Origin of the sequence: Alitiscatomonas sp. (assembly GCF_037242085.1) — a bacterium.
Lineage (GTDB): Bacteria > Bacillota > Clostridia > Lachnospirales > Lachnospiraceae > Alitiscatomonas > Alitiscatomonas aceti.
Map to the genome: position 1 here is coordinate 1 of NZ_JAXXBR010000064.1, position 21,639 is coordinate 21,639.

Annotated in this window: 23 protein-coding genes; 2 read left to right on the forward strand and 21 right to left on the reverse strand. The window is 55.1% G+C overall.

Annotated elements, in window-relative coordinates:
• Positions 1–118 precede the first annotated feature (118 nt).
• The 10 genes from ispD to WIH05_RS05240 all read right to left on the reverse strand — a co-directional run bounded on the left by ispD (position 119) and on the right by WIH05_RS05240 (position 8,831).
• Positions 119–850: a 2-C-methyl-D-erythritol 4-phosphate cytidylyltransferase gene (ispD, locus tag WIH05_RS05195; RefSeq protein WP_022273933.1), complete on the reverse strand. Its 732-nt coding sequence runs from the start codon at positions 848–850 to the stop codon at positions 119–121.
• Positions 851–872: 22 nt separating this feature from the next.
• Positions 873–1,910: a tRNA (adenosine(37)-N6)-threonylcarbamoyltransferase complex transferase subunit TsaD gene (gene tsaD / locus WIH05_RS05200; protein ID WP_022273932.1), complete on the reverse strand. Its 1,038-nt coding sequence runs from the start codon at positions 1,908–1,910 to the stop codon at positions 873–875.
• 26 nt (positions 1,911–1,936) lie between these two features.
• Entirely contained in the window at positions 1,937–2,848 is a 912-nt protein-coding gene (locus WIH05_RS05205) for a ribonuclease Z (protein ID WP_022273931.1), read from the reverse strand.
• Positions 2,849–2,993: 145 nt separating this feature from the next.
• Positions 2,994–3,236 (reverse strand): hypothetical protein, encoded by a 243-nt coding sequence (locus WIH05_RS05210; protein ID WP_022273930.1) that lies wholly within the window; start codon positions 3,234–3,236, stop codon positions 2,994–2,996.
• Between the two features lie 90 nt (positions 3,237–3,326).
• The gene (gene rimI, locus WIH05_RS05215; RefSeq protein WP_022273929.1) at positions 3,327–3,800 is read right to left on the reverse strand and encodes a ribosomal protein S18-alanine N-acetyltransferase; all 474 of its coding nucleotides are present in this window, start codon (positions 3,798–3,800) and stop codon (positions 3,327–3,329) included.
• Between the two features lie 2 nt (positions 3,801–3,802).
• Positions 3,803–4,516, reverse strand: coding sequence for a tRNA (adenosine(37)-N6)-threonylcarbamoyltransferase complex dimerization subunit type 1 TsaB (gene tsaB / locus WIH05_RS05220; protein ID WP_022273928.1), 714 nt, complete (start codon positions 4,514–4,516; stop codon positions 3,803–3,805).
• Positions 4,517–4,942, reverse strand: coding sequence for a tRNA (adenosine(37)-N6)-threonylcarbamoyltransferase complex ATPase subunit type 1 TsaE (gene tsaE, locus WIH05_RS05225; protein WP_022273927.1), 426 nt, complete (start codon positions 4,940–4,942; stop codon positions 4,517–4,519). It abuts the gene before it with no gap.
• The gene (locus WIH05_RS05230; protein WP_022273926.1) at positions 4,939–5,439 is read right to left on the reverse strand and encodes a YcxB family protein; all 501 of its coding nucleotides are present in this window, start codon (positions 5,437–5,439) and stop codon (positions 4,939–4,941) included. Before WIH05_RS05230 ends, tsaE begins: the two co-directional genes overlap by 4 nt.
• Before the next feature lie 14 nt (positions 5,440–5,453).
• Positions 5,454–6,644, reverse strand: a complete 1,191-nt coding sequence (locus WIH05_RS05235) for a MalY/PatB family protein (RefSeq protein WP_022273925.1) — start codon at positions 6,642–6,644, stop codon at positions 5,454–5,456.
• Between the two features lie 42 nt (positions 6,645–6,686).
• Positions 6,687–8,831: a Tex family protein gene (locus WIH05_RS05240; RefSeq protein WP_022273924.1), complete on the reverse strand. Its 2,145-nt coding sequence runs from the start codon at positions 8,829–8,831 to the stop codon at positions 6,687–6,689.
• Between the two features lie 222 nt (positions 8,832–9,053).
• On the opposite strand from WIH05_RS05240, the gene WIH05_RS05245 reads away from it, so the two are divergent.
• On the forward strand, positions 9,054–9,500 hold the full coding sequence (locus tag WIH05_RS05245) for a DUF4190 domain-containing protein (RefSeq protein ID WP_022273923.1): 447 nt from the start codon (positions 9,054–9,056) through the stop codon (positions 9,498–9,500).
• A 40-nt stretch (positions 9,501–9,540) separates the two neighbouring features.
• Here WIH05_RS05245 and WIH05_RS05250 read toward each other — a convergent pair whose 3' ends face one another.
• The 3 genes from WIH05_RS05250 to WIH05_RS05260 are packed head-to-tail and all read right to left on the reverse strand — an operon-like array spanning position 9,541 to position 11,564.
• Positions 9,541–9,897 carry a DUF2752 domain-containing protein gene (locus WIH05_RS05250; RefSeq protein ID WP_022273922.1) on the reverse strand — a complete coding sequence of 119 codons (357 nt, stop codon included), beginning with the start codon at positions 9,895–9,897 and terminating at the stop codon, positions 9,541–9,543.
• Positions 9,898–9,908: 11 nt separating this feature from the next.
• A complete protein-coding gene (locus WIH05_RS05255) occupies positions 9,909–11,120 on the reverse strand; it encodes a homoserine dehydrogenase (RefSeq protein ID WP_215654707.1) in 1,212 nt (403 codons plus the stop codon).
• Positions 11,121–11,564: an ACT domain-containing protein gene (locus WIH05_RS05260; RefSeq protein WP_022273920.1), complete on the reverse strand. Its 444-nt coding sequence runs from the start codon at positions 11,562–11,564 to the stop codon at positions 11,121–11,123.
• A gap of 176 nt (positions 11,565–11,740) precedes the next feature.
• Between WIH05_RS05260 and WIH05_RS05265 the strand changes: the two genes are divergently transcribed.
• The gene (locus WIH05_RS05265) at positions 11,741–12,550 is read left to right on the forward strand and encodes a carbon-nitrogen hydrolase family protein (RefSeq protein WP_022273919.1); all 810 of its coding nucleotides are present in this window, start codon (positions 11,741–11,743) and stop codon (positions 12,548–12,550) included.
• 154 nt (positions 12,551–12,704) lie between these two features.
• Here the strand turns inward: WIH05_RS05265 and phoU are convergent, their stop codons facing one another.
• The 8 genes from phoU to WIH05_RS05305 form a co-directional block, all read right to left on the reverse strand.
• Positions 12,705–13,367, reverse strand: coding sequence for a phosphate signaling complex protein PhoU (gene phoU, locus WIH05_RS05270; protein WP_022273918.1), 663 nt, complete (start codon positions 13,365–13,367; stop codon positions 12,705–12,707).
• A 14-nt stretch (positions 13,368–13,381) separates the two neighbouring features.
• A complete protein-coding gene (pstB, locus tag WIH05_RS05275; RefSeq protein ID WP_022273917.1) occupies positions 13,382–14,140 on the reverse strand; it encodes a phosphate ABC transporter ATP-binding protein PstB in 759 nt (252 codons plus the stop codon).
• Between the two features lie 11 nt (positions 14,141–14,151).
• On the reverse strand, positions 14,152–15,021 hold the full coding sequence (gene pstA / locus WIH05_RS05280) for a phosphate ABC transporter permease PstA (protein WP_022273916.1): 870 nt from the start codon (positions 15,019–15,021) through the stop codon (positions 14,152–14,154).
• On the reverse strand, positions 15,021–15,953 hold the full coding sequence (gene pstC, locus WIH05_RS05285; RefSeq protein ID WP_158360182.1) for a phosphate ABC transporter permease subunit PstC: 933 nt from the start codon (positions 15,951–15,953) through the stop codon (positions 15,021–15,023). Before pstC ends, pstA begins: the two co-directional genes overlap by 1 nt.
• A gap of 80 nt (positions 15,954–16,033) precedes the next feature.
• Positions 16,034–16,960, reverse strand: a complete 927-nt coding sequence (locus WIH05_RS05290; RefSeq protein WP_022273914.1) for a phosphate ABC transporter substrate-binding protein — start codon at positions 16,958–16,960, stop codon at positions 16,034–16,036.
• Between the two features lie 255 nt (positions 16,961–17,215).
• Positions 17,216–19,075: an LCP family protein gene (locus WIH05_RS05295; RefSeq protein ID WP_022273913.1), complete on the reverse strand. Its 1,860-nt coding sequence runs from the start codon at positions 19,073–19,075 to the stop codon at positions 17,216–17,218.
• Between the two features lie 14 nt (positions 19,076–19,089).
• Entirely contained in the window at positions 19,090–20,508 is a 1,419-nt protein-coding gene (locus WIH05_RS05300) for an undecaprenyl-phosphate glucose phosphotransferase (protein ID WP_337425068.1), read from the reverse strand.
• Between the two features lie 119 nt (positions 20,509–20,627).
• Entirely contained in the window at positions 20,628–21,611 is a 984-nt protein-coding gene (locus tag WIH05_RS05305) for a glycosyltransferase family 2 protein (protein WP_022273910.1), read from the reverse strand.
• Positions 21,612–21,639: the final 28 nt, after the last annotated feature.

Below are 21,639 nucleotides of genomic sequence, written 5' to 3' on the forward strand. Positions count from 1 at the left end.
ACCGCCTCGTTATGACCACTTCGATATCTCTCCAAAGCGCTCTCTCAAACGTGCTTTTACATTCTATACGATACTTGCGTTTTTGTCAAGCGCTTTTCAAAACTTTTTTTACTTTTTTTTACATCTTTTTCAGATCATCCAAAAAAGCTACTGCCACAGTCATATCCTCCGGTGTTGTCACCTTGATATTCCGGTAGTCTCCCATGACCAGTTTCACCTTCTCATTGGTCGTGCGCTCTACCACCATGGCATCGTCGGTGATCCCCTTCTGGAGAGCCGGATCTGCCATAAGACTGTCATAGGCCCCCTTCACCAGACCGTACCGGAACGCCTGGGGCGTCTGGATCTGCCATAACAGGCTCCGGTCCAGGGTCGTTTCTGCAAACTGATCCCCGTCGGCGACCTTCACCGTATCCTTCACCGGAACGGCTGCCACGCAGGCCCCGTACTCCCGGGCCGCCTCTATGGTCCTCCGGATCACCTCTTCCGAGATCAGGGGCCTGGCTCCGTCATGGATCAGGACCAGATCTGGTCTCTGATCCTGTCCGTCCAGGGCGGACAATCCCCGGCAAACAGAATGATACCGTTCTGCGCCTCCGGCTACCACTGCCCTGACTTTTTTAAATCCATACCGGTCCACAATATGTTCCCGTACCCAGTCTGTTTCCTCTTTTCCGGTTACCAGGATCACCTCATCCACCGGACTTTTTTCAAAGGCCTCCAGGGAATACCAGATCACAGGCTTCCCCTTCAGAAGAAGGTACTGCTTCGCCACGCCGGACTGCATCCGCTTCCCCTGGCCAGCCGCCAGGACCACAGCCGCAGTCCGCTCTCCCTTTTCTCCCGTCATAGTTTCTCCCTTCAGGCAGCGCCTACCGCTCTCCCAGCTTTAAATTGGGGACCGCATTGAGATCCCACCCGGCTCTGGCGCCATTGATATATTCATAATAACCGGCAGCGCCGATCATTGCCGCATTATCTGTACAAAAGATCGGGGATGGGTAATAAAACCGGATCCCCTCTTTTTCACAGGCTGCCTTCATTCCTGCCCTCAGGGCAGAATTAGAGGCCACTCCGCCGGCAATGGCCAGCTTATCATAGCCGTATTCCTTCGACGCCGCCACAGCCCGGGACACCAGCACATCCACCACCGCATTCTGGAACGAGGCAGCCAGATCCGGCACGCAGATCTCCTCTCCCTTCATCTGGGCCTGGTTGATGTAGTTCAAGACAGCGGATTTCATGCCGCTGAAGCTGAAGTCATAGGCAGATCCACCAACCTTTGCCCTGGGGAATTCCATGGCATGGGGATTTCCTTCCTTTGCCGCCTTGTCCACCTTAGGACCGCCGGGATATCCCAGTCCCACGGCGCGGGCCACCTTATCAAAGGCCTCTCCCGCCGCATCGTCCATGGTGCGGCCAATGATCTCAAATTCCCCGTAATCCTTCACGATCACCAGATGGGTGTGTCCGCCGGAGACGATCAGACACACAAAGGGAGGCTCCAGATCCGGATGCTCGATAAAATTGGCCGAAACGTGGCCTTCGATATGGTGGACGCCCACCAGAGGCTTTTTCGCCGCGTAGGCGATGGCCTTGGCCTCTGCCACTCCCACCAGAAGAGCGCCCACAAGACCGGGGCCATAGGTCACAGCAATGGCCGTCATCTCCTCCAGGGTCATGGACGCCTCCTTTAAGGCCTCCCGGATCACCTGGTTGATCTTTTCAATATGCTTTCTGGATGCGATCTCCGGCACCACGCCTCCGTACAGGGTATGGAGGGCGATCTGGGAGGAGATCACATTGGACAGGACTTCCCTGCCGTTCTTCACCACAGCCGCCGCCGTCTCATCGCAGGAGCTCTCTATGGCAAGAATATATACATCTTCATCCGTTTTACGTATCTTCATGATTGTTTCAAAACCTCTTTCCGGCTTTACTCTTCGTCAAAGCCCAGTTCCATGGACCAGCCGTCCCGGGCTGTTTTGATCCTTGGGAAGATCTCCCGGATCTCCTCCAGATAGTCCTCCGGCCTGATCAGGGACGGGCTGTAATGGGTCAGCCACATCTCCCTGGGCGCAGCCTCCCGGCCCAGCCTTGCCGCCTCCTGGAACGTCATATGCTTATATTCCCTGGCCTTAGCCGCCTTCTCCTTTTCTCCGTACATGCCCTCGCAGATAAACAGATCGTTGTCCTTTGCGTATTCCGCGATCACCGGCACCGGCCTGGTATCCGTGGAATATGTAACGGAAAGGCCCCTCCTGGTCTCTCCCAGGACCATATCCGGCGTCAAAATCCGCCCTTCATGCTCCAGGGTCTCCCCCTTCTGGAGCCGGCTCCACATCTTCTGGGGGATCCCCTGTGCCTTTGCCCGTTCCACATCAAAACGGCCCTTTCTGGGAATGGAGATCCTGTATCCGTAGCAGGCCACATTGTGGTTCACCTTAAAGGCATCGATCACAAAGGGGCCTGCCTGGAACTGCTCCCTGGGCTCCGACAGCTCCCGGAACACCAAAGGGAACGGAAGCTCCGGCGCAATGGTCCTTAAGGCTCCCACGACCCGCTCCAGGCCTCTGGGGCCGGCCAGAAGCACCGGCTCCACCCGCTCGGCATTTCCCATGGTCAGAAGGAATCCCGGCAGACCGCTGATATGATCCGCATGATAGTGGGTAAAGCAGATCACGTCCACCGGCTTGGGGCTCCATCCCTTCTCCTTCAGGGCCACCTGTGTCCCCTCGCCGCAGTCGATCAGCAGATTGCTGCCGTCGCAGCGGGCCATCATAGAGGTGAGCCAGCGGTAGGGGAGCGGCTGCATGCCGCCTGTTCCCAGTAAACAGATATCTAACATTCTAAATTCCTCATTTCCTAAACCAGTTTCTTTCAGTCCTTATATGCTCTTACGAATCATATCACAAACCGCCGCAGGGACGCAAGAGAGGGCGCGGTAAAAATATGATTTTACCTGCGCCCTCCTGTACATTCCTGCATATTTTCTAAAGAAGCTCTGTCTGCTCCTCCACGTCCACCGGGATCCGGAACCCGCCCACCAGCTCATCGTAGCACGATTCGCACAGATCGAAATGATGGACCTCTCCGTCTTTTTCTGAAAAATAATCCCACGCGTGGTCGAACGCAGCCGCCCCTTCCCGGACGATCCCATCTTTAACGACGATCTTTTTTCCGCACATATTGCAGATCACTGTCTCCAGCTTCCCTGTTTTCCCGTACTTTCTCATGTAATCCTCACCTTTCCGCTTCCTGTAATCTCCTCCGCGGCCGGCTTACGGCCCGGATACCCCTACATTATAGCGGAAAAAATCCGGAATTTAAGAGGGAGTTCCTGGCAGGGAACGGAGCCACATGATCCAGGCGTCCTCTTTCGGATCCCGATAATATCCCCTGCGCACAGCCTCTCTTTTAAAACCATAGGCTTTATACAGGTTTATAGCCGTTTCATTGCCGGACCGCACCTCCAGGGTCAGATCCCGCGCGCCCTTTTCCCGGGCAGAGCTTACCATCCGGTCCATGAGCCTCCGGGAAAGCCCCTGCCCCCGGAGACCCGGGGCCACGGCGATCCTCATAAGCTCTCCTTCATCTCCCAGGAACCGCAGGTTTATATAACCGCAGACCTCTCCCCGGCTTCCAGTGAGGACCCAGGATTCATCATAGGGACACTGGAGCGTCTCCAGGAGGAGCCTTTCTGTCCATGGATCCGAAAAACTGGCAGTCTCCAGCTGCCGGACTGCCGCCACATCGCTTTCTGTCATGGCACGCACCAGGAAAGGGACGATGTTTTCCATAACTACCGTCCGCCTTCCTTTGCTTCTCTCTCTTCTCTCTCCCGCTCCGCCTGGGATTTTCTCAGATAGTCCGGCCTGTGGTCATCGGAGCTTTCCATTTTCCCTTCCGCAAAATAACGGGCGCCCAGGGCCGCTACGGCGGCGGCTCTCTGGCGGTTCACATGGGCCGGAGCAAAGGAAAACGGAACTGTGAGCCTTTCCCTGATCTGGCCTTTAAAAACAGGCACTCCGTCTCCCAGGAAGATCACCGGCTCTCCCAGGCCGTTTAACACCTCCAGAAGCTCTCCCATGTCCATGGCGTCCTGTTCCCGGAGGATCTCAAATTCTTCCCGGAACCGGTAGACCCCCGTATAGACCTGGTTTCTCCTGGCATCCATGATAGGGCAGATCAGAGCGTCGGCCCCGTACAGGTTGTAGGCTGTGGCGTCCAGGGTCGGCACATGGATCAGCGGCTTATCAAGAGCCAGCCCCAGCCCCTTGGCCGTGGCTGAACCGATCCTTAAGCCCGTAAAGGAACCCGGGCCGCCGGAAACCGCAATGGCGTCCACTGTGGACAGCTCGATCCCCAGAAGCTTTACCATGTCGTCGATCATGGGAAGCAGGGTCTGGGAATGAGTCTTCTTAAAATCGGCGGTAAACTCCGCCATGGTGATATCGTCCTCCACGATGGCCACAGAGGCCACCAGGGACGAGCTTTCGATCCCTAAAATCCGCATTTATGTCTCCTCCACCGTGATCTTTCTGTAATCAAAGCCCTGGGACAGGTCCTTTTCAATGGTCACCTCTGTCACATGGGGCGGAAGGATCTCGCTGATCAGGCTGGACCACTCGATGAGCGTGACCCCGCCTCCATAAAAATAGTCCTCATAGCCCACCTCGTCCATTTCGCTGACATCGCCGATGCGGTATACGTCAAAATGATACAGTGGGAGCCGTCCTCCGTCATACTCCTGGACAATGGTAAAGGTAGGGCTGTTCACCGGCTCTGTGATCCCCAGTCCGCAGGCAAAGCCCTGGGTAAATACTGTCTTTCCCACGCCCAGATCACCGTTTAAGCAGAATACGTCCCCGGCCTTCGCCGCCTCTCCCAGGCGTTTTCCCAGGGCATACGTATCCTCCGGCCCAAAGCTCGTTGCGATCATGGTCTCAGTCCTTTCCGTTTGGATTCCGGCAGATTCTTTTTAAGTATCTCCACCAGCTCCTGCTCCCGTCCCTCAATGGAGCGGTTGGGGATCAGATAGCCGTGGACAGGGCCTGTTTTGATGATGTACATGCTCTTAATGCGGACTACCTTCCATACCTGGTTCCAGAAAAGCTCTCCGGTCATCCCGGCCTTTTCCACGTCGATCTTTTCGTCTCCCAGGGTCAGGTTTAAGGGCGCGGAAAAACCGATGGCCCCGGCCTGCTGCTTCGCCTTCCGGTCCAGCATCAGAGGCTGCACCACCGTAAAGATCAGGGCACAGAATACCAGAAGGATCCTCTGATACACATTGATGGTCTCCCAGTTCCAGGTGACCGCAAGGATCGCCAGGGCGCCCAACGTAAAGATCACGTTGAACGCCCCGGAAAATCCACTGTAAGAATTATACAGGGAAAACTGGAACAGGTCCCTGGCAGTCATTGTTACACTGATTTTCATGTTGCAGGATTCCTTTATACTAACTTTTCTTCTTTAAACGCCTTGAGGATCCGGTCCATGCAGTCCTCCACCACGCTTCTGGGCGTAGCGATATTGATCCGCTCAAAGCCTCTTCCGGCATCGCCGAAGATATAGCCCTCATCCAGAGCCACCCTGGCCTTTTTCTGCATGATCTCCTCTAACTTCTCCGCATCGCCGTCCACATATCCGTTGAAGTCGATCCATGCCAGATACGTTCCCTCCGACGGAACCATATGAGCCTTGGGAAGGTGTTCTTTCAGGAAGGCGTCGATATAGGCAAAGTTGCCGTCCAGATATTCCTTTAACTGCTCCAGCCACTCCTCGCCCTCGTTGTAGGCGGCGATCATGGCAGTGAGGCCCAGGGTTCCTGCGCCGTTCATGGAGAGCTTGCCTCCGATCAGCTCCTTCCAGGCAGCCTGGAGCTCTTTATTATGGATCACGATATTGGACGTCTTCATTCCCGCCAGGTTAAAGGTCTTGCTGGGCGCAGTGCAGACAGCGATCCGGTCAGCGTAATCAGGCGCTACCTTAAGGATCGGATGGAAGGTCATGCCGCAGCGTAAGAGGTCGCAGTGGATCTCGTCGCAGATGATCCATTTATCGTATTTTTTACAGATATCCACGACCTTCCGGATCTCCGCCTCGGTCCATACGCGGCCGGCCGGGTTGTGGGGGCTGCAGAATACCAGTACCTTATTGTTGGGCTCCGCCATCTTTTTATCCAGATCGTCAAAATCGATGGTATAGTTCCCGTCTGCGTAGATCAGCGGGCTGTCCACGATCTGACGGCCATTGCTGTTGGCCTTCATGGTAAATGGATAATAAATGGGACGCTGGATCACCACGCCCTCGCCTTCCTTTGTCAGAAGGTTTAAGAGCACGGCGTAAGCGGATACGATGCCGCCGCAGAAAAACAGGTTCTCCTTCTGCTCTTCCCAGCCGTAGCGTTTTTTATACCAGTTCAGGACTGCGCCCAGGCACTCGTCGGTGTCATACATGGTGTAGCCGAAGATCTTTTTGTCGATCCTCTCATGCAGGGCTTTTAAAATGGGCTCTGCGCAGGCAAAATCCATGTCGGCCACCCATAACGGCAGGGCGTCGTCCGGACAGCCCTTGGGAAGGCTCTCCATCTTTGTTGCGGAAGTTCCGGACCGGTCGATGATCTCATCAAAATTGTACTTCATTTCTGCTTCCTCCATTCCATAATTGTTTATAGCCTTAGGTTATTAAAGCTTCATGCTGAGGGCGATCCGCCGCTTCGCCATATTCACATCCAGGACCTTCACGTCCACGATGTCCCCGATGCTGACGGCATCCAGGGGGTGACGGATGAATTTTTCTGACATTTCAGATATATGTACAAGGCCGTCCTGATGGACGCCGATATCCACAAAGGCTCCAAAATCTGTGATGTTCCGGACCGTTCCCTTCAAGACCATGCCGGGCTTTAAGTCCTTCATATCCAGCACATCGGTCCGCAGGATGGGCCTTGGCATCTCCTCTCTGGGATCCCGGGCCGGCTTCTCCAGCTCAGAAATAATATCGTCCAGGGTGATCTCACCGATCCCCAGTGCCTCTGCCATGGACTTCCGGTCCTTTACCTTTCTCCCTAAACCGGCCATTCCCTTAAAGCCTGCGGGATCCAGCTCCAGGCCCAGACGCTCCAGAAGCTCCCTGGCCGCCCGGTAGCTCTCGGGATGGACCGAGGTGGCGTCCAGAGGATCCGCGCCGCCCGAGATACGCATGAACCCGGCGCACTGCTCAAAAGCCTTGGGCCCCAGCTTCGGAACCTTTAAAAGCTGCTTCCGATCAGTAAAGGCCCCGTTTTCCTCCCGGTAGGCCACAATATTTTTTGCAATGGTCCTGGATATGCCGGAAATGTGCTCCAGCAGGGATACGGACGCAGTATTTAAGTCCACTCCCACCCGGTTTACACAATCCTCCACCACAGAGCCCAGCACCTCATCCAGGCGCTTCTGGTTCAGATCGTGCTGGTACTGGCCGACGCCGATGGACTTGGGGTCGATCTTCACCAGCTCTGCCAGCGGGTCCTGGAGCCTTCTGGCAATGGAAACGGCGCTCCTCTGTCCCACATCAAAGCCGGGAAACTCCTCTGTGGCCAGCTTACTGGCCGAATATACCGACGCCCCTGCCTCGTTTACGATCACATAGCGCACATCCTCGGGGATCTCCTTTAAAAAGTCCGCGATGATCTGCTCCGACTCCCGGGACGCCGTTCCATTTCCCAGAGAGATCAGTGTGACGTGATATTTTCCGATCAGATCCTTTAAGACCTTCTTCGCCTGCTCCACCTTATTCTGGGGCGCCGTCGGATAGATGACCACCGTATCCAGCACCTTTCCGGTGGGATCCACCACCGCCAGCTTGCAGCCGGTACGGAAAGCCGGATCCCAGCCCAGGACCACCTGGCCGCTGATGGGGGGCTCCATAAGAAGCTGGTTCAAAGTCTTTTTAAACACCTGGAACGCTCCGTTTTCTGCCTTTTCTGTGACAGCGTTCCGGATCTCCCGCTCGATGGCCGGAGCCATAAGGCGGCCATAGCTGTCCTTTACCACCTCTTTAAGGACCGGAGACGTCACCGGATCCTTCCCGGTGATCACATGGGCCTCCAGATACTGGAGGATCTTTTCCTCCGGTGCTTCCACCTTCACCGTCAGGATCTTCTCCTTTTCCCCCCGGTTTAAGGCCAGGACACGGTGGCCGGGACAGCTCTTTGCCGGTTCCTCGTGGTGAAAGTATTTTTCGTATACGGACTCCGGATCCTCCTCGCCGCGGACCTCGGAAGCGATCCTTCCCTCGTTCATGGTGATCTCCCGGACCCAGGTGCGGTATCCCGCATCCTCAGCGATCCGCTCGGCCAGGATATCCTTTGCCCCGGCAATGGCCGTCTTTACGGAATCCACGCCCTTTTCCTCTGAAACATAGGGCTTTGCCGCGTCCTCCAGATAGGTTCCTGCGTTCTGGGAGGCGATCCAGTCTGCCAGGGGCTCCAGTCCCCGTTCCCTGGCCATGCTGGCCCGTGTCTTTCTCTTGGGACGGTAGGGCAGGTAAAGGTCGTCCACCGCCACCATGGTCCGGGCTTCCCCGATCTTCTTTTTTAACTCTCCGGTCAGCTTTCCCTGATCGGCAATGGAGGCCATCACCTGGGCCTTCTTTTCCTCCAGTCCCCTGAGATATCGCAGCCGTTCATCCAGGGTCCTTAATACCTCATCGTTTAAGGAGCCGGTGGCCTCCTTCCGGTATCTGGCGATGAACGGGATGGTATTTCCTTCATCTATGAGCTTTACGGCCGCTTCCACCTGTCCGCGGCCCACGTTCAGTTCACTGGTCAGTGATGCAATGATATCCATGTTGTCTCTCCTAATGATCACAGTCTCTGCCTGCTGTTTTTCCCAGACAGGGCTCAAGGACTATTATAATTCAAAGGCAGGAGATGTGCAACTTAAAATATCCGGTCCGGCGCAGGCGGCCGGGACCGGATCCCATATGGACAACAGGAACTGTTCATGATAAAATGGTGACTGACGATCCCGGAAGCTCCTTCCGGGAATATACCACACGGAGGAAATCTTATGTCAGATTATAATAACGGAAACCAGGGACGGTGGACACAGGGGCCGGGCGGCCAGAACCAGTACCCCGGCGGTCCTGGAGCGCCGGATCCCATGAGGCAGGACCAGCCCAGGCCCAGAAACGGCTATGCCACTGTCTCCATGATCTGCGGGATCTTCGGGATCCTCTGCCTCTGCTGCTTTGCCTTTCCCCTGGCCATCATCCTGGGCGTGGGGGCCGTCTGCTTTGCCATCATCTCCAAACGGGGGCAGCCCTTTTACGCCACCGCCATCTTTGGCATCGTCTTAGGTGTCATCGCCGTGGTGTTAGGGATCGGCGAGTTCGTCTACTTTATGGCTCTTTCCAGCCTGGTAAAGGATCCGGCCAATGCGGCTCTGATCAATGAGTTCATGGAACAGCTGGAACAGCAGCTGCAGCAGCAGGGCCAGTCTCTGCCGACGGTGTAGGCCCGGAGAGGCTCCAGGCATCCGGACGGGCTCCTGCTGCCTACCAGCCCGGCAGCTGTTCCAGGATATCGATGCCCTTTGCGGCCAGCAGATAGTTTTTTACAAGAAAATTAACGACAATGATCCCAAGTCCCACATGTACATAAGCATCGCTTAAGTACAGCCGGAACCTGGGATCTTTTGTTTTCCAGTATATGGCATAGGAAACCGCAAAGACCAGGGCCACCAGGGCGCAGTAGGGCACCAGGGGATGGTACAGGAAGCTTAAGACCGGATGGCCGGCCAGCAGGGCCAGAACGGCTCTGGTGCCTCCGCAGCCCGGACAATAAAAGCCTGTAAGCTCATGGAAGAGGCAGGGGATCCTGCCCTCCCTGAGGATCCAGATCAGATGCTCCATTGTCTCTCCTCCTATACCTGGGCCCGGATCGCCCGGCGCAGACCGCCAAGCTGCCCGGCCGCCCGGTCAAACTCCTCGCCGGTCATGGGGCCGGTGAGAATGGCAAACTCATCCAGCCCCGCCAGCTCCAGCCAGCGCACCTTTCCAAACAGCTCCTCTGTCAGCGTTTTCTTTTCTTCCCTGCTGCCCTCAAACCTGGCAAAATATTTCCAGGGAAGCTGACGGACCGGAAGCACCTCCAGCCGCTGCCCGGTCCAGCCCAGGGCCGCCGGACGGTCCTTCAGCTGCACCGCTGCGATCATGTCTCCCACAACAGCGCTGGCAGTGGGAAGCTTTCCGGCTCCGCTGCCGTAATACATGGACTCTCCCAGCATATTGCTGTTTAAAAGGATCCCGTTGAACACGCCGCTGACAGAATACAGGGGATTTCTGGCATTGATGAATACCGGTGCCACCTCCAGGTAATACCTGCCGTCCCTGCATATGCTGGTACCAAACAGCTTAATGGAAGCGCCCAGTCTGGCGGCATAGCTGAAATCCACGTCCGTCAGCTTCGTGATCCCCTCCGTGGGGATCTGCTCATAATCCACCTCCTGGCCGGAGGCCGCCGCTGTCAGGATGGCGATCTTCCGGCAGGTATCGTATCCCTCGATATCCGCCTCCGGATTCCGCTCTGCATATCCCAGCTCCTGGGCCATCTTAAGGGCCTCGTCAAATCCCCAGCCCTCCTCGTACATCTTTGTCAGGATATAGTTGGTGGTACCGTTTAAGATCCCGGAGATCTCCTCCACCACATCTCCCGCCAGGCTCTCGTTGATGGTGCGGATAATGGGGATCCCGCCGCCTACGCTGGCTTCAAAAAGGAAGCTGACCCGCTTTTCTCTGGCAATGGCCAGAAGCTCCGTCCCATGGGCCGCCACCAGGTTTTTATTGGAGGTGACCACATGCTTTCCCGCCTGGAGACAGCATTTCACGTATTCATAGGCTGGAGACGTGCCTCCCATGGTCTCCACCACAAGCCCCGTTTCGGGATCCTCCAGGATCGTCCCGATCTCATGGACCACCAGATCTTCCACCGGGCTGCCGGGCAGGTCCCTCCGGTTCAGGATGTATTTTATCTCTATGGGTTCCCCGGCCTTTTTTCTTACTGTCTCTCTGTTTCTGTCCAATACCTCATAAACGCCGGAACCTACGGTCCCGAATCCCATGATCGCTGCTTTCATCTATCTTTCTACTCCCAGTATCTTGATGTTCTGAATTCCCGTCATATTTTCGATCTCCTCCACCAGCCCGGACATATCGCCGGTATTATCCCGTACCTCCACGCTCAGGGTCACAGTGGCTATGCCATTGACCGGAATGGTCTGATGGATCGTTAGGATATTGGCCCGATAGTCGGAAACCACATGGAGCAGATCCGATAAAAGCCCAGGCTCATCCTCCATCTGGATCACCAGGGTCACCGTCTTCCCCCGGGTATTGTCCGAAAAGGGAGCGATGTCATCTTTATATTTATAAAAAGAGCTGCGGCTTAAGCCCAGGCGCTCTGTGGCCTCCTGGACGGTCATGGACCGGTTCTTATCCAGAAGCTGTTTCGCCTCGGCCACCTTCTGGAGCACCTCCGGCAGAGCCTTGTCCCGCACGACATAATACTTGCTTTTTTCCATGGTATGGTCCTCTTTATCCGATTTTGCTGTTTTTGTGCGTCTGCATGATACATCTGTATGTGCAAGGGGAATATTACCACATTTTTTTTGATCTTGCAAGTGTTTCCCGGATTATAGACAACTCCAATAAAAGGGGGTATACTGGATCTATCATACATTTAAACGGAGGAATATCCATGAAACTTCTGACTGTTGCCCAGCTCCAGACCCGGGTGTATGCCCAAAAAGAAACCAACCTTTCTCTCCTTGACGGTCTGTTCTGCCAGGCAAAGGATGCCGGCGCAGACATGATCTGCCTGCCGGAGATGTTTTCCTGCCCCTATGAAACACCAAATTTCCCCGTCTACGCAGAGCCCGGCGGCGGCCCCTCCTGGCAGACCCTTTCCGGGCTGGCTGAGCGGTACCAGGTCTATCTGTCCGCCGGGTCCGTCCCAGAATCCGACGAAAACGGAAATGTCTATAATACGGCCTATGTCTTCGACCGGGAGGGACGCCAGATCGCAAAGCACCGCAAGGTCCACCTATTCGATATCGACGTAAAGGGCGGACAGCGCTTCAAGGAATCCGATACGCTCACTGCCGGGGATAAGTCTACGGTCTTCGAAACAGAATTCGGCCCCATGGGGCTCTGCATCTGCTATGATTTCCGTTTCCCCGAGCTGGCCAGGCGCATGGTGCTGGACGGGGCACAGGTGATCCTGGTCCCGGCAGCCTTTAATATGACCACAGGCCCGGCCCACTGGGAGATTTTATTCCGTTCCAGGGCTGTGGACAACCAGGTCTTTACCTTCGGCACAGCTCCTGCCAGGGATATGGACGCTTCCTACCACTCCTGGGGCCATTCCATCGCTGTCTCTCCCTGGGGGACTGTTTTAAACCAGATGGAGGCAGAAGAAGGAATGCAGATCACCTCCATCGATCTGGATGAGGTGGAGCAGGTGCGGGAACAGCTTCCCCTTTTGAAGCACCGGATGGCAGATCTGTAACCGTCCGGCCGGAAAGACGCCATCCCGGCCACGCTCCGGGCATATGGCTTCCAGGGCGGGGCAGCGGCCCGGCCTTCCAAAAGAATACCGGCCAGTCTGGAGGGATCTGTCACACCCCCTGGACTGACCGGTTTCTCTATATAAAATGTCATTCCTATAAAAGCCGGATCTCGTCGATCTCCCCGGTTTCCTGGAAGATCTCCCACTGGCCGATGTTGACTCCATGATCTCCGATCTTTTCCAGATATTTGGCGGTCATCAGGGCATCTACACAGCCGTCGGCATCACTTCCGTCCTTTTTCAGTTCCTTTACCAGGTCCTCCTTGATCCGGTTAAAGAAATCGTCAATACCATCGTCGGCATCAATGGCCTCCTGTCCCATGGCCATATTCCGCTCCACAAACGCTCTGGCGGCCTTCCCAATGAGGGTCCTGGTCTCCCGGACCATATCCGGAAAGGCAGACGAATATCTGGAAAGCTCCGGCAGGTCCATGCGGACAAACAGCTCCGCCATATCCGACAGATGATTGCCGATCCGCTCCAGATCCGTCACCACCTTAAGGGCTGCGGAAACTGTACGAAGATCCCTGGCCACCGGCGTCTGCCTGGTAAGCAGGCTCAGGCACTGGGACTCGATGTTCCTCTGCATATCTTCAATGGTCCGGTCATGACGGACGTACCTCCGCATCTGGTCTCCATCCTTTTTTTCCAGAGCCGCAAACAGGCAGTCATAGCCGTCCTGTACCCATTCCGCCATCTGGAGCACATCCTGGCGCAGTTCCTCCAGCTCCTGTTCAAATAATTTTCTTGGTGACATATGCTACCTCCCCATCAGCCAAACCGGCCGGTAATATAATCCTCAGTCCGCTTATCCTTTGGATGCCCGAAGATGTTCATGGTCTCGTCGGCCTCCACCAGCTCTCCCAGAAGGAAGAACGCCGTTTCATCAGACACGCGGGCCGCCTGCTGCATATTGTGGGTGACCACCACCACTGTGTACCGCTTTTTCAGATCGTTCATCAGCTCCTCGATCTTTAAGGTGGAGATGGGATCCAGGGCGGATGTGGGCTCGTCCATTAAAAGCACCTCCGGCTCCACTGCCAGGGCCCTGGCGATGCAGAGCCTCTGCTGCTGGCCTCCGGAAAGCCCCAGGGCCGGGGCCTTCAGCCGGTCCTTTACCTCATCAAAGATGGCCGCCCCCTTCAGGGCATTCTCCACGATCTCGTCCAGGCGGCTCTTATTCTTGATCCCGTGGATCCTGGGCCCATAGGCGATGTTGTCATAAATACTCATTGGGAAGGGATTAGGCTGCTGGAATACCATGCCCACCTTCTTCCTTAAAAGCGTGGTGTCCACGCCGGGATCGTAAATATCCTCTCCGTCCAGGAGCACCTTTCCATCCACCTTCACGCCGTCCACCAGATCGTTCATACGGTTTAAGCATTTTAAAAACGTAGACTTGCCGCAGCCCGAGGGCCCGATCAGGGCCATGACCGTGTTTTCACGGATCTTAATATTGATATCCTTTAAAGCGTGGTTCTCACCATAAAAGAGATTGAGACCGCTTACGCTGATTTTACTATCCTGCATGTTTTCTCCCTTTACTTTCTATTTTCCACATTCAGCCGTCCGGCCAGATACTTGGTCAGCAGGTTCAAAAGCAGTACCAGCGCCAGAAGGACGCAGGCAATGCCGAAGGCCACGTCGTATTTTCCCTTGGCCATCTGTAAATACAGCTCAATGGTCATGGTACCGCCGGATTCAAACAGCTTTCTGAACAGGCCCATGCCTCCCTTGGGAAGGTAATAGCCGCTGCCTGCAGTGAACAGAAGAGCCGCCGACTCTCCCACGATACGGCCAATGGCTAAGATCACTCCCGTCAGGATCCCAGGCATGGCGCTGGGAAGAAGGATGGTCCGGATCATGTACCACTTGGTGGCTCCAATGCCCAGGGCTCCGCTCCTATAACTGTCCGGCACGGTCCGCAGGGCCTCCTGGGTATTCCTGGCGATCAGGGGCAGTACCATAATGGTCAGGGTAAGCGCTCCGGTGAGCATGGAATAGCCGAAGATCTTACCGAAAAACACGTTCCCAAACAGGCCGAAGATAATGGACGGGATCCCCGTCAGAGTCTCAATGGTAAACTGGACCAGGGAAACAAATTTTCCCGGTTTTGCGTATTCATTTAAATAAATGGCTCCTCCTACGCCGATGGGCGTAGCTGCTAAAAGCGTCAGGACCACAATATACAGGGTATTCACAATATTTCCGGCAATACCCATGATCCCCTTGGTGGGGCTCTGCTCCGTCACCAGGAATGACCAGTTCACGGTACGGAATCCCCTCCAGAATACATAGCCGATGATCCCCAGAAGCAGGCCCACGGCCAGAAATGCACACAGATAGATCAGCGCCTCCAGAAGCTGGTCCGAGACACGCCTCTTTTTATTCATGATGCTCGCGTGTTCCATCAGGAGTCCTCCCTGCCTTTTAAAATCTTTGTAAGACTGATGTTAATGAACATAATGAAGACAAACAACACCAGCCCAATGGTAAACAGTACCTGTCTGTGGAGTCCCGCAGCATATCCCATCTCCGCAACAATGGCCGTGGTCAGGAAGCGGACGGAATTGAACGGAAGCGGCATGTTCACGGAGCTTCCCGATACCAGGGTAATGGCCATGGCCTCGCCGATGGCACGGCCCGTTCCCAGGACCACCGCCGCCGCAATGCCGGATCTGGCGCTGGGAAGGAGAACCTTAAAAATGGTCTGGATCCTGGTGGCTCCCATAGCCAGGGAAGCGGCCTTCTGCTGCTTCGGCACCGCATGAAGGGCAGAGACCGTCACGTTGATCACCGTAGGAAGGATCATCACCGCCAGGACGATGACTGCGGAGATCAGGTTTGCACCTCCGGTAAACTGGTGGTCCGGTGCATCGGCAAAAAGCGCGATCTCCAGCTTATACATCATCGGATTCAAAAGATAAATACCCAGAAGTCCATAGATCACCGACGGGATCCCGGCTAAGAGCTCCACTGCCGGTTTCACAATAGCCGCCAGTCTCGGGGACGCGATCTCCTCAATGAACACCGCCGTCAGGATCCCCACCGGGGCTCCGATCAGTACAGCAGCGGTGGTACCGACGATGGAGGTCAGGATCACGTACAGGATCCCGAAGGACGGATCCTTGGCCGCCGGCTGCCACACAGTGCCGAACAGGATCTCTTTGATCCCCACTTTAAAAAGTGCCGGGGTCCCGTTTATGATCATATACACGGTAATGGATGCCACAGCCACCACCGCCAGAAGGGCGCAGACCGTAAAAACAGCCTCAGCAACATGCTCCACCAGCGCCTTGTTTTTTCGGTTTCCCTTGATGGAAAAGCTTTGTTTTTCAGCCATAATCTCTCAACTTTCTTCAAAAACCGGGCCGGAACCGCTTCATCGGCAGCTCCGGCCCTTAGATTCTGCGTTCAGTTTCCTTACTTAACGGTGATCAGTCCCACGCTGGCAGCCAGCTCCTGGCCCTCTTCGGAGTATACATAGTCGAACAGCGCTTTCACCAGCTCATTCTGCTCGCTGATCTCACCCTTGGTCGCCATTACGAACGGGCGGCTTAAGAAGTACTCACCGGATTTGATGGTCTCAGCAGACGGAGCCACGCCCTCCAGCTTTAAGGCGATGACACTGTCATCCACTGCATCCAGGGAGATATAGCCGATGGCACCCGGTGTGGAAGCGACCTTTGCCATTACAGCGCCGGTGCTGTCCAGCTCGTTGGCGTATACGCACTTATCCTCGATCCCCAGGATCTCTTCAAACGCTCCTCTTGTACCGGAACCAGCCTCACGGCCTACCACAACGATAGGCATATTCTCACCGCCCAGGTCGCTCCAGTTCTTTACTTCTCCGGTATAAATGGAGATCAGCTGGTCCTTTGTCAGGTCTGTGACGGTGTTCTTGGGATCCACCGCAACAGCAATGCCGTCAATGGCTACGATATTCTCCACCGCGCCCGCGCTCTTTTCCTCATCCTTTAAGTTTCTGGAGGAGTTTCCGATGTCACTGGCTCCTGAAAGAGCTGCCTCCACGCCGGCGGAGGATCCTGTAAACTCTACGGTAACGGTCACATCCGGATATTTTTCCATGAAGCTCTCCGCCAGAGCGTTTCCAAACTTCTCCATAGAAGTGGAGCCGGACATGGAAATGGATCCGGATAACTCTGCGCCTGCTGCCTCTGTGGTCTTTTCTGCCTCTGCCGCAGTTTCCTTTGTGGTTTCTGCCGCTGTTGTGGCTGCCGCAGTTGTGGGGGCCGCTGTGGTCTCCTTTGTATTGCTTCCGCATCCTGCCATCATTCCTGCTGCCATGATGGCTGCGCCTGTAAACATGATCATCTTTCTTGTTTTCATAATAATTTTCCTCCTCTTGCTTTCGCATTTCCATTTCTTTTTTTCATCTCTCATGTACACTAAATTTTTACCACGGATCCAGAGTTTTAAAAACCATGATCCGGTAACATGTTTGTAAGATTTATGTAAAAAGAAAATGGGAAAAGCAGGGGAAATGTAAAGCCAGGTCAGCCAAAAGCCCTCCCCCGGCGATTCCCCACGGTACAAAAAAAGCGCCCCCGGATCCCTCCGGGAAGCGCTTTTTCCATATTTATCTTACTGTCCGGACGGCCCGCCCGTGTTTCCCTGGGGCAGGGTCATGTCCGCCGGAGACGACGGGGCGGCCTGGGAAGGCTCGTTCCCCCTGGTGGGCGATACGATGATCACCGACGTGTTGTTTTCCGTGCTCTGGACCGTGGCCTCGCCGGCCGGTCCTCCTCCCGCCGGAGAAGAGGGCTGTGAAGGCTCGCGGCCTGCCGTGGTGGCCTCGGTCACAGACTCACTTTCAAAGCCCGGACCATAATTTTCACTGGGCCTTGTGACATCCAGAGGACTCTGGGGACGGCTGGACTCCTCCGGAAGGCTGCCGGTGGATTCATGGGCCGGACCCGACGGACGCACCGGATTTCCTTCACTGTCCGTGGCCTGGCTCTCCCAGCCTCCGGCGTGCATACCAGACTCACCAGAGGAGCCGGATTCACCCTCAGAGGACTCCTGCGTCTCTCCTTCAGAGGTCTCTCCCTCGGAGCCTGAGCTGCTTTCTGCGCTCTCATCTGCGGTGCTACTCTCTGCGCTTTCCGTCTCGGGAGCCGCCGTGGTGGTGGGCTTGGGAACGTATCCCTTATCTGTGGCCACGTGGCCGATCTCCTCGCCTGCCTTATGAAGGCCGCTGACATCGGAGATCTTCTTGCTGATGGTCTGGACCGTACTGGAGGGCGTATAGTCCTCCTCGCCGAATAAGAAGCTGTGGAGGCTGGTCACGTTGCTCACCAGAGTCTGGGGGATCACGCAGGCCAGACGGTTCTTTCCGATCTTCACCCGCTCCTCTCCCCTGGCCGCCGGGAAGCCCATGGTCTCGCCCAGGTGGTATTTGGTCACATTCTTCACCATGGCGAGAACGTCATTGGTCTCAATATTCGTCTCGCACATGGCCGCCATGTTGCCCACAAGGCTGTTTAAGGTAGCCAGGTCTGACTTTACAGCCTTCTCGAAGGCCTTCTGGATCACCAGGCGCTGACGCTCTGTACGGGCGTAGTCGCTGTCCATGAGACGGAGACGGCCGTAGGCCACGGCCTGAACGCCGTCCATATGGTGCATGCCCGGCTTCTTGATCTGTACGGAACCAATACCGGTGCCCTTTACAGTCTCTGTAATGAAGGCGTTGATATAGTAGTGCTCGGCCTTGCTGATCTCAATGTCCACGCCGCCCAGGATATTGATCCCTGTGGCCACGGCCTTCCAGTTAAAGGTCACGTACTGGGTGATATTCAGATCCAGGTTTTTATTGATGGCCTTGATGGCCTGCTGGGGGCCGCCCTCGGCGTAGGCCGCGTTGATCTTATTGTAAACGTTTTTATCGTTGATGTTCAGATACGTATCCCTGTATACGGACACCAGCTTGATCTCTCCGGTCTTCCGGTCAATGTTGGCGATCATGATCACATCCGACTGGTTTCCCTTGCCGGTGGAATTGTCCCTGGAATCCACGCCGAAGATGGCGATGGTCCAGAAGCCCTCCTCCATCTTGTCCCTGGTCTCCTGGGAAAGTTCCAGGTTTGTCACATCCGACTTATCGAAGTCGCTCTTGTTGGCAATGTCCATATGGTGGTCCAGATAGGCGTAGGCCGCGCCCAGGATCACGGCGACCAGCGCCAGGATCCCCACAAGGACCCCGATGATGATCTTTTTCTTCTGGGAATTTTTCCGCCGCCTGTGGCTGTTATGGCCGTGGCTTCCGTGGCTGCTGTGGCCCGGTCCTGCGGAGGCCGCCCGGCTCCTGCTGGCCCGGCTTCCCGGCTCCGCAGTGGCGCTCCAGAGATCCGCAGAACTTCCTCTGGACTCCCTTTCGTGTACCGTGCTTTCACGCCTCCGGCTCTTTCTTGCCCGGGAGCGCTCTAATTCGTCTTCATAATTCATTTTTCTGTCCTCGTTTAATATGCGTTTTTATTGATAAATCCCTTAAATACCGTTAAAAACATGATCTTGAAATCAAAACCCAGGGTCCAGTTCTCGATATAGTAGAGATCGTGCTCGATCCTTTTGATGATCGACGTATCCCCCCGGTATCCGTTGACCTGGGCCCAGCCCGTAAGACCGGGACGTACCTGGTGCTTGATCATGTATCTGGGGATTTCCTCCTTAAATTTCTCAACAAAAAACGGCCGTTCCGGTCTGGGGCCCACAAGGCTCATATCTCCCATAAGGATATTAAAAAACTGGGGAGTCTCATCGATGCTTGTCCTCCGGATGATCTTTCCGACTGTGGTTACCCGGGAATCCCCCGGAGTTGTCCAGCGGCTCTTTTCCTTGCCTGGATCCTGGACGGTCATGGAACGGAACTTGTACATCTTAAAAGGCCGGTTATGGAGCCCCACCCGTTCCTGGCAGAAAATAATGGGCCCCGGCGACGTGAGCTTGATGGCAATGGCTGTCACCAGCATGATGGGGGAAAACAGGATGATCCCCACCAGGGAGCCGAAAATATCCACCGCCCGCTTCACCATGGCATTGGGAAGGCTGTTTAAGGGCACATGGCGGATATGGATGATCGGAAGACCCTGGAGATCTTCCATATAGGGGATCGTGGGAATGATATTCCCATAATCCGGGATAAATTTCGTGTGGACCCCGGCCTTTTCACATAAGGCCACGATCCGTCTGAGCTTTTCGTATTCTCCCAGGCTCAGGGTAATGGCGATCTCATCCAGGGAGTTCTGCTCCAGGATATACTCCAGATCGTCGATGGTACCTATGATCTTCACGCCGTCGTACTGGCTGCCCCGTTCCCGGTTGTCATCCAGGATCCCGCGGATGTTGTAGCCCCACTGGGGATTGGACCGCACCCGGTCCACAAAGCCCTCGGCCGCACCGGAATATCCAACCAGAAGGATGTGCTTCTGGTTATAGCCCCTGGTCCGCATGGACCGGAGCACCATACGGATCGCATTGCGCTCCGCAGTGATCATCAGAACATTGATCCCATAAAAATAGACGACCAGACGCTGGGAAAAGTTGAACAGATGCGGCTCTTTTCTTCCAAAATACAGCACCAGTCCGAAGATCAGAAGACCGATGGTGTTGGCCTTTAAGATCTTTCCGAATTCATTTCTCCGTCCCAGGACCCGTTTGGGGGTGTAAAGATTAAAGAATGAATATAAAAGCAGATAACCTGGGACGATCACAATGAGCGCGCCCAGGTAAAATTCCATCTCCAGGGTCTGCTTTCCCAGCTGCCTTGCCCATCCGCTGCCGATGACGATGTACCATGCCAAAAGGTAGGAAACCACCGTTACCAGTGCGTCCAGGACCACATGCAGCCGGTTCAGGCCCGACTGATTATCCTTGATCATATTGTTCACCGATCCCTGTAATCACATGACTGCCCCGCAATTATCAACAGTATAGCATGAACGGGGAGCCATTTCCTATAAACGATTTCTTAAGAATGTCTAAGATTTTTGGAAAAACGTCATTTTCTTTTGGCTGCCTGACGTCTGAGGAACTCGTAAACGTAAAGCCCGGTGCCGCAGATCATCTCAAACTGGACCTTAAGCTCCGCACTGAAACGCTTCAAAAGCCCCGGCACCCGGCGGCATTGTTTTCTGGTACGGATCCCTTCCTTCAGGCCGGAAACATAATCCCCGCCAAATCCGTTTTTCACAAAAAACAGATATTTCACGAAAATTCCAGCCAGCAGGAACGGCGCATTTAAGAGGATCTGCCAGCCCGGCATATTTTTATAATTTAAATAGATGCAGTTTCTGGCCGCCAGGCGGACCTTAAAGGAATTATATCTGGAGCCGCTGGTACCGCTGCCCACATGATATACTGCTGCATCCGGACAGTAAACGTTGTCATAGCCGTAGAGCTTTGCCCTCCAGCCCACGTCGATATCTTCCAGGTAGGCAAAATGCAGCTCGTCAAAGAGGCCGATCTCATCAAACACAGCACGGCGGTAAATGGCCGCTCCGGCACAGGCGCTGAAGACCCGGCAGGACTTCTGGTAAAGGTTTACAGAACGGCCCACACCTCTCTGATACGCCCAGCCCAGGATACTGTACATGTCTCCGGCATCGTCCAGAAGCTCCGGATGATACATCTGGATCATCCGGCTGCTGACGGAAAAGATCTTCGGCGACTGGTCCATGGCCCGCTCCATGGCCGCCACAAATCCCGGCTCCACCCGGGTATCGTTGTTCAAAAGAAGCACATAGGGCGTGTCCGCCGCCCGGATCCCCGTATTGACTGCGCCGGAAAACCCTGTATTTTCCTTAAGGAAAATCGACGGGACCCGGTGCTCCTTAAGCCACTCCACACTGCCGTCTGTGGAACCGTTGTCCACCACCAGGACCTTGAAATCCCTGATGGTCTGCTCCTTTAAGGACTCAAAGCACGGCTCCATGAAGGAAAGGCCGTTGTAATTGGGAATGATAATGGTTGTCTTTATCTCCATATTGTCCTTTCTGTCCACTGGTCTCCAA

Coding starts and splice junctions, on each gene's coding strand:
- ispD (WP_022273933.1), bottom strand. CDS start 850: ATGACGGGAGAAAAGGGAGAGCGGACTGCGGCTGTGGTCCTGGCGGCT.
- tsaD (WP_022273932.1), bottom strand. CDS start 1,910: ATGAAGATACGTAAAACGGATGAAGATGTATATATTCTTGCCATAGAG.
- WIH05_RS05205 (WP_022273931.1), bottom strand. CDS start 2,848: ATGTTAGATATCTGTTTACTGGGAACAGGCGGCATGCAGCCGCTCCCC.
- WIH05_RS05210 (WP_022273930.1), bottom strand. CDS start 3,236: ATGAGAAAGTACGGGAAAACAGGGAAGCTGGAGACAGTGATCTGCAAT.
- rimI (WP_022273929.1), bottom strand. CDS start 3,800: ATGGAAAACATCGTCCCTTTCCTGGTGCGTGCCATGACAGAAAGCGAT.
- tsaB (WP_022273928.1), bottom strand. CDS start 4,516: ATGCGGATTTTAGGGATCGAAAGCTCGTCCCTGGTGGCCTCTGTGGCC.
- tsaE (WP_022273927.1), bottom strand. CDS start 4,942: ATGATCGCAACGAGCTTTGGGCCGGAGGATACGTATGCCCTGGGAAAA.
- WIH05_RS05230 (WP_022273926.1), bottom strand. CDS start 5,439: ATGAAAATCAGTGTAACAATGACTGCCAGGGACCTGTTCCAGTTTTCC.
- WIH05_RS05235 (WP_022273925.1), bottom strand. CDS start 6,644: ATGAAGTACAATTTTGATGAGATCATCGACCGGTCCGGAACTTCCGCA.
- WIH05_RS05240 (WP_022273924.1), bottom strand. CDS start 8,831: ATGGATATCATTGCATCACTGACCAGTGAACTGAACGTGGGCCGCGGA.
- WIH05_RS05245 (WP_022273923.1), top strand. CDS start 9,054: ATGTCAGATTATAATAACGGAAACCAGGGACGGTGGACACAGGGGCCG.
- WIH05_RS05250 (WP_022273922.1), bottom strand. CDS start 9,897: ATGGAGCATCTGATCTGGATCCTCAGGGAGGGCAGGATCCCCTGCCTC.
- WIH05_RS05255 (WP_215654707.1), bottom strand. CDS start 11,120: ATGAAAGCAGCGATCATGGGATTCGGGACCGTAGGTTCCGGCGTTTAT.
- WIH05_RS05260 (WP_022273920.1), bottom strand. CDS start 11,564: ATGGAAAAAAGCAAGTATTATGTCGTGCGGGACAAGGCTCTGCCGGAG.
- WIH05_RS05265 (WP_022273919.1), top strand. CDS start 11,741: ATGAAACTTCTGACTGTTGCCCAGCTCCAGACCCGGGTGTATGCCCAA.
- phoU (WP_022273918.1), bottom strand. CDS start 13,367: ATGTCACCAAGAAAATTATTTGAACAGGAGCTGGAGGAACTGCGCCAG.
- pstB (WP_022273917.1), bottom strand. CDS start 14,140: ATGCAGGATAGTAAAATCAGCGTAAGCGGTCTCAATCTCTTTTATGGT.
- pstA (WP_022273916.1), bottom strand. CDS start 15,021: ATGGAACACGCGAGCATCATGAATAAAAAGAGGCGTGTCTCGGACCAG.
- pstC (WP_158360182.1), bottom strand. CDS start 15,953: ATGGCTGAAAAACAAAGCTTTTCCATCAAGGGAAACCGAAAAAACAAG.
- WIH05_RS05290 (WP_022273914.1), bottom strand. CDS start 16,960: ATGAAAACAAGAAAGATGATCATGTTTACAGGCGCAGCCATCATGGCA.
- WIH05_RS05295 (WP_022273913.1), bottom strand. CDS start 19,075: ATGAATTATGAAGACGAATTAGAGCGCTCCCGGGCAAGAAAGAGCCGG.
- WIH05_RS05300 (WP_337425068.1), bottom strand. CDS start 20,508: ATGATCAAGGATAATCAGTCGGGCCTGAACCGGCTGCATGTGGTCCTG.
- WIH05_RS05305 (WP_022273910.1), bottom strand. CDS start 21,611: ATGGAGATAAAGACAACCATTATCATTCCCAATTACAACGGCCTTTCC.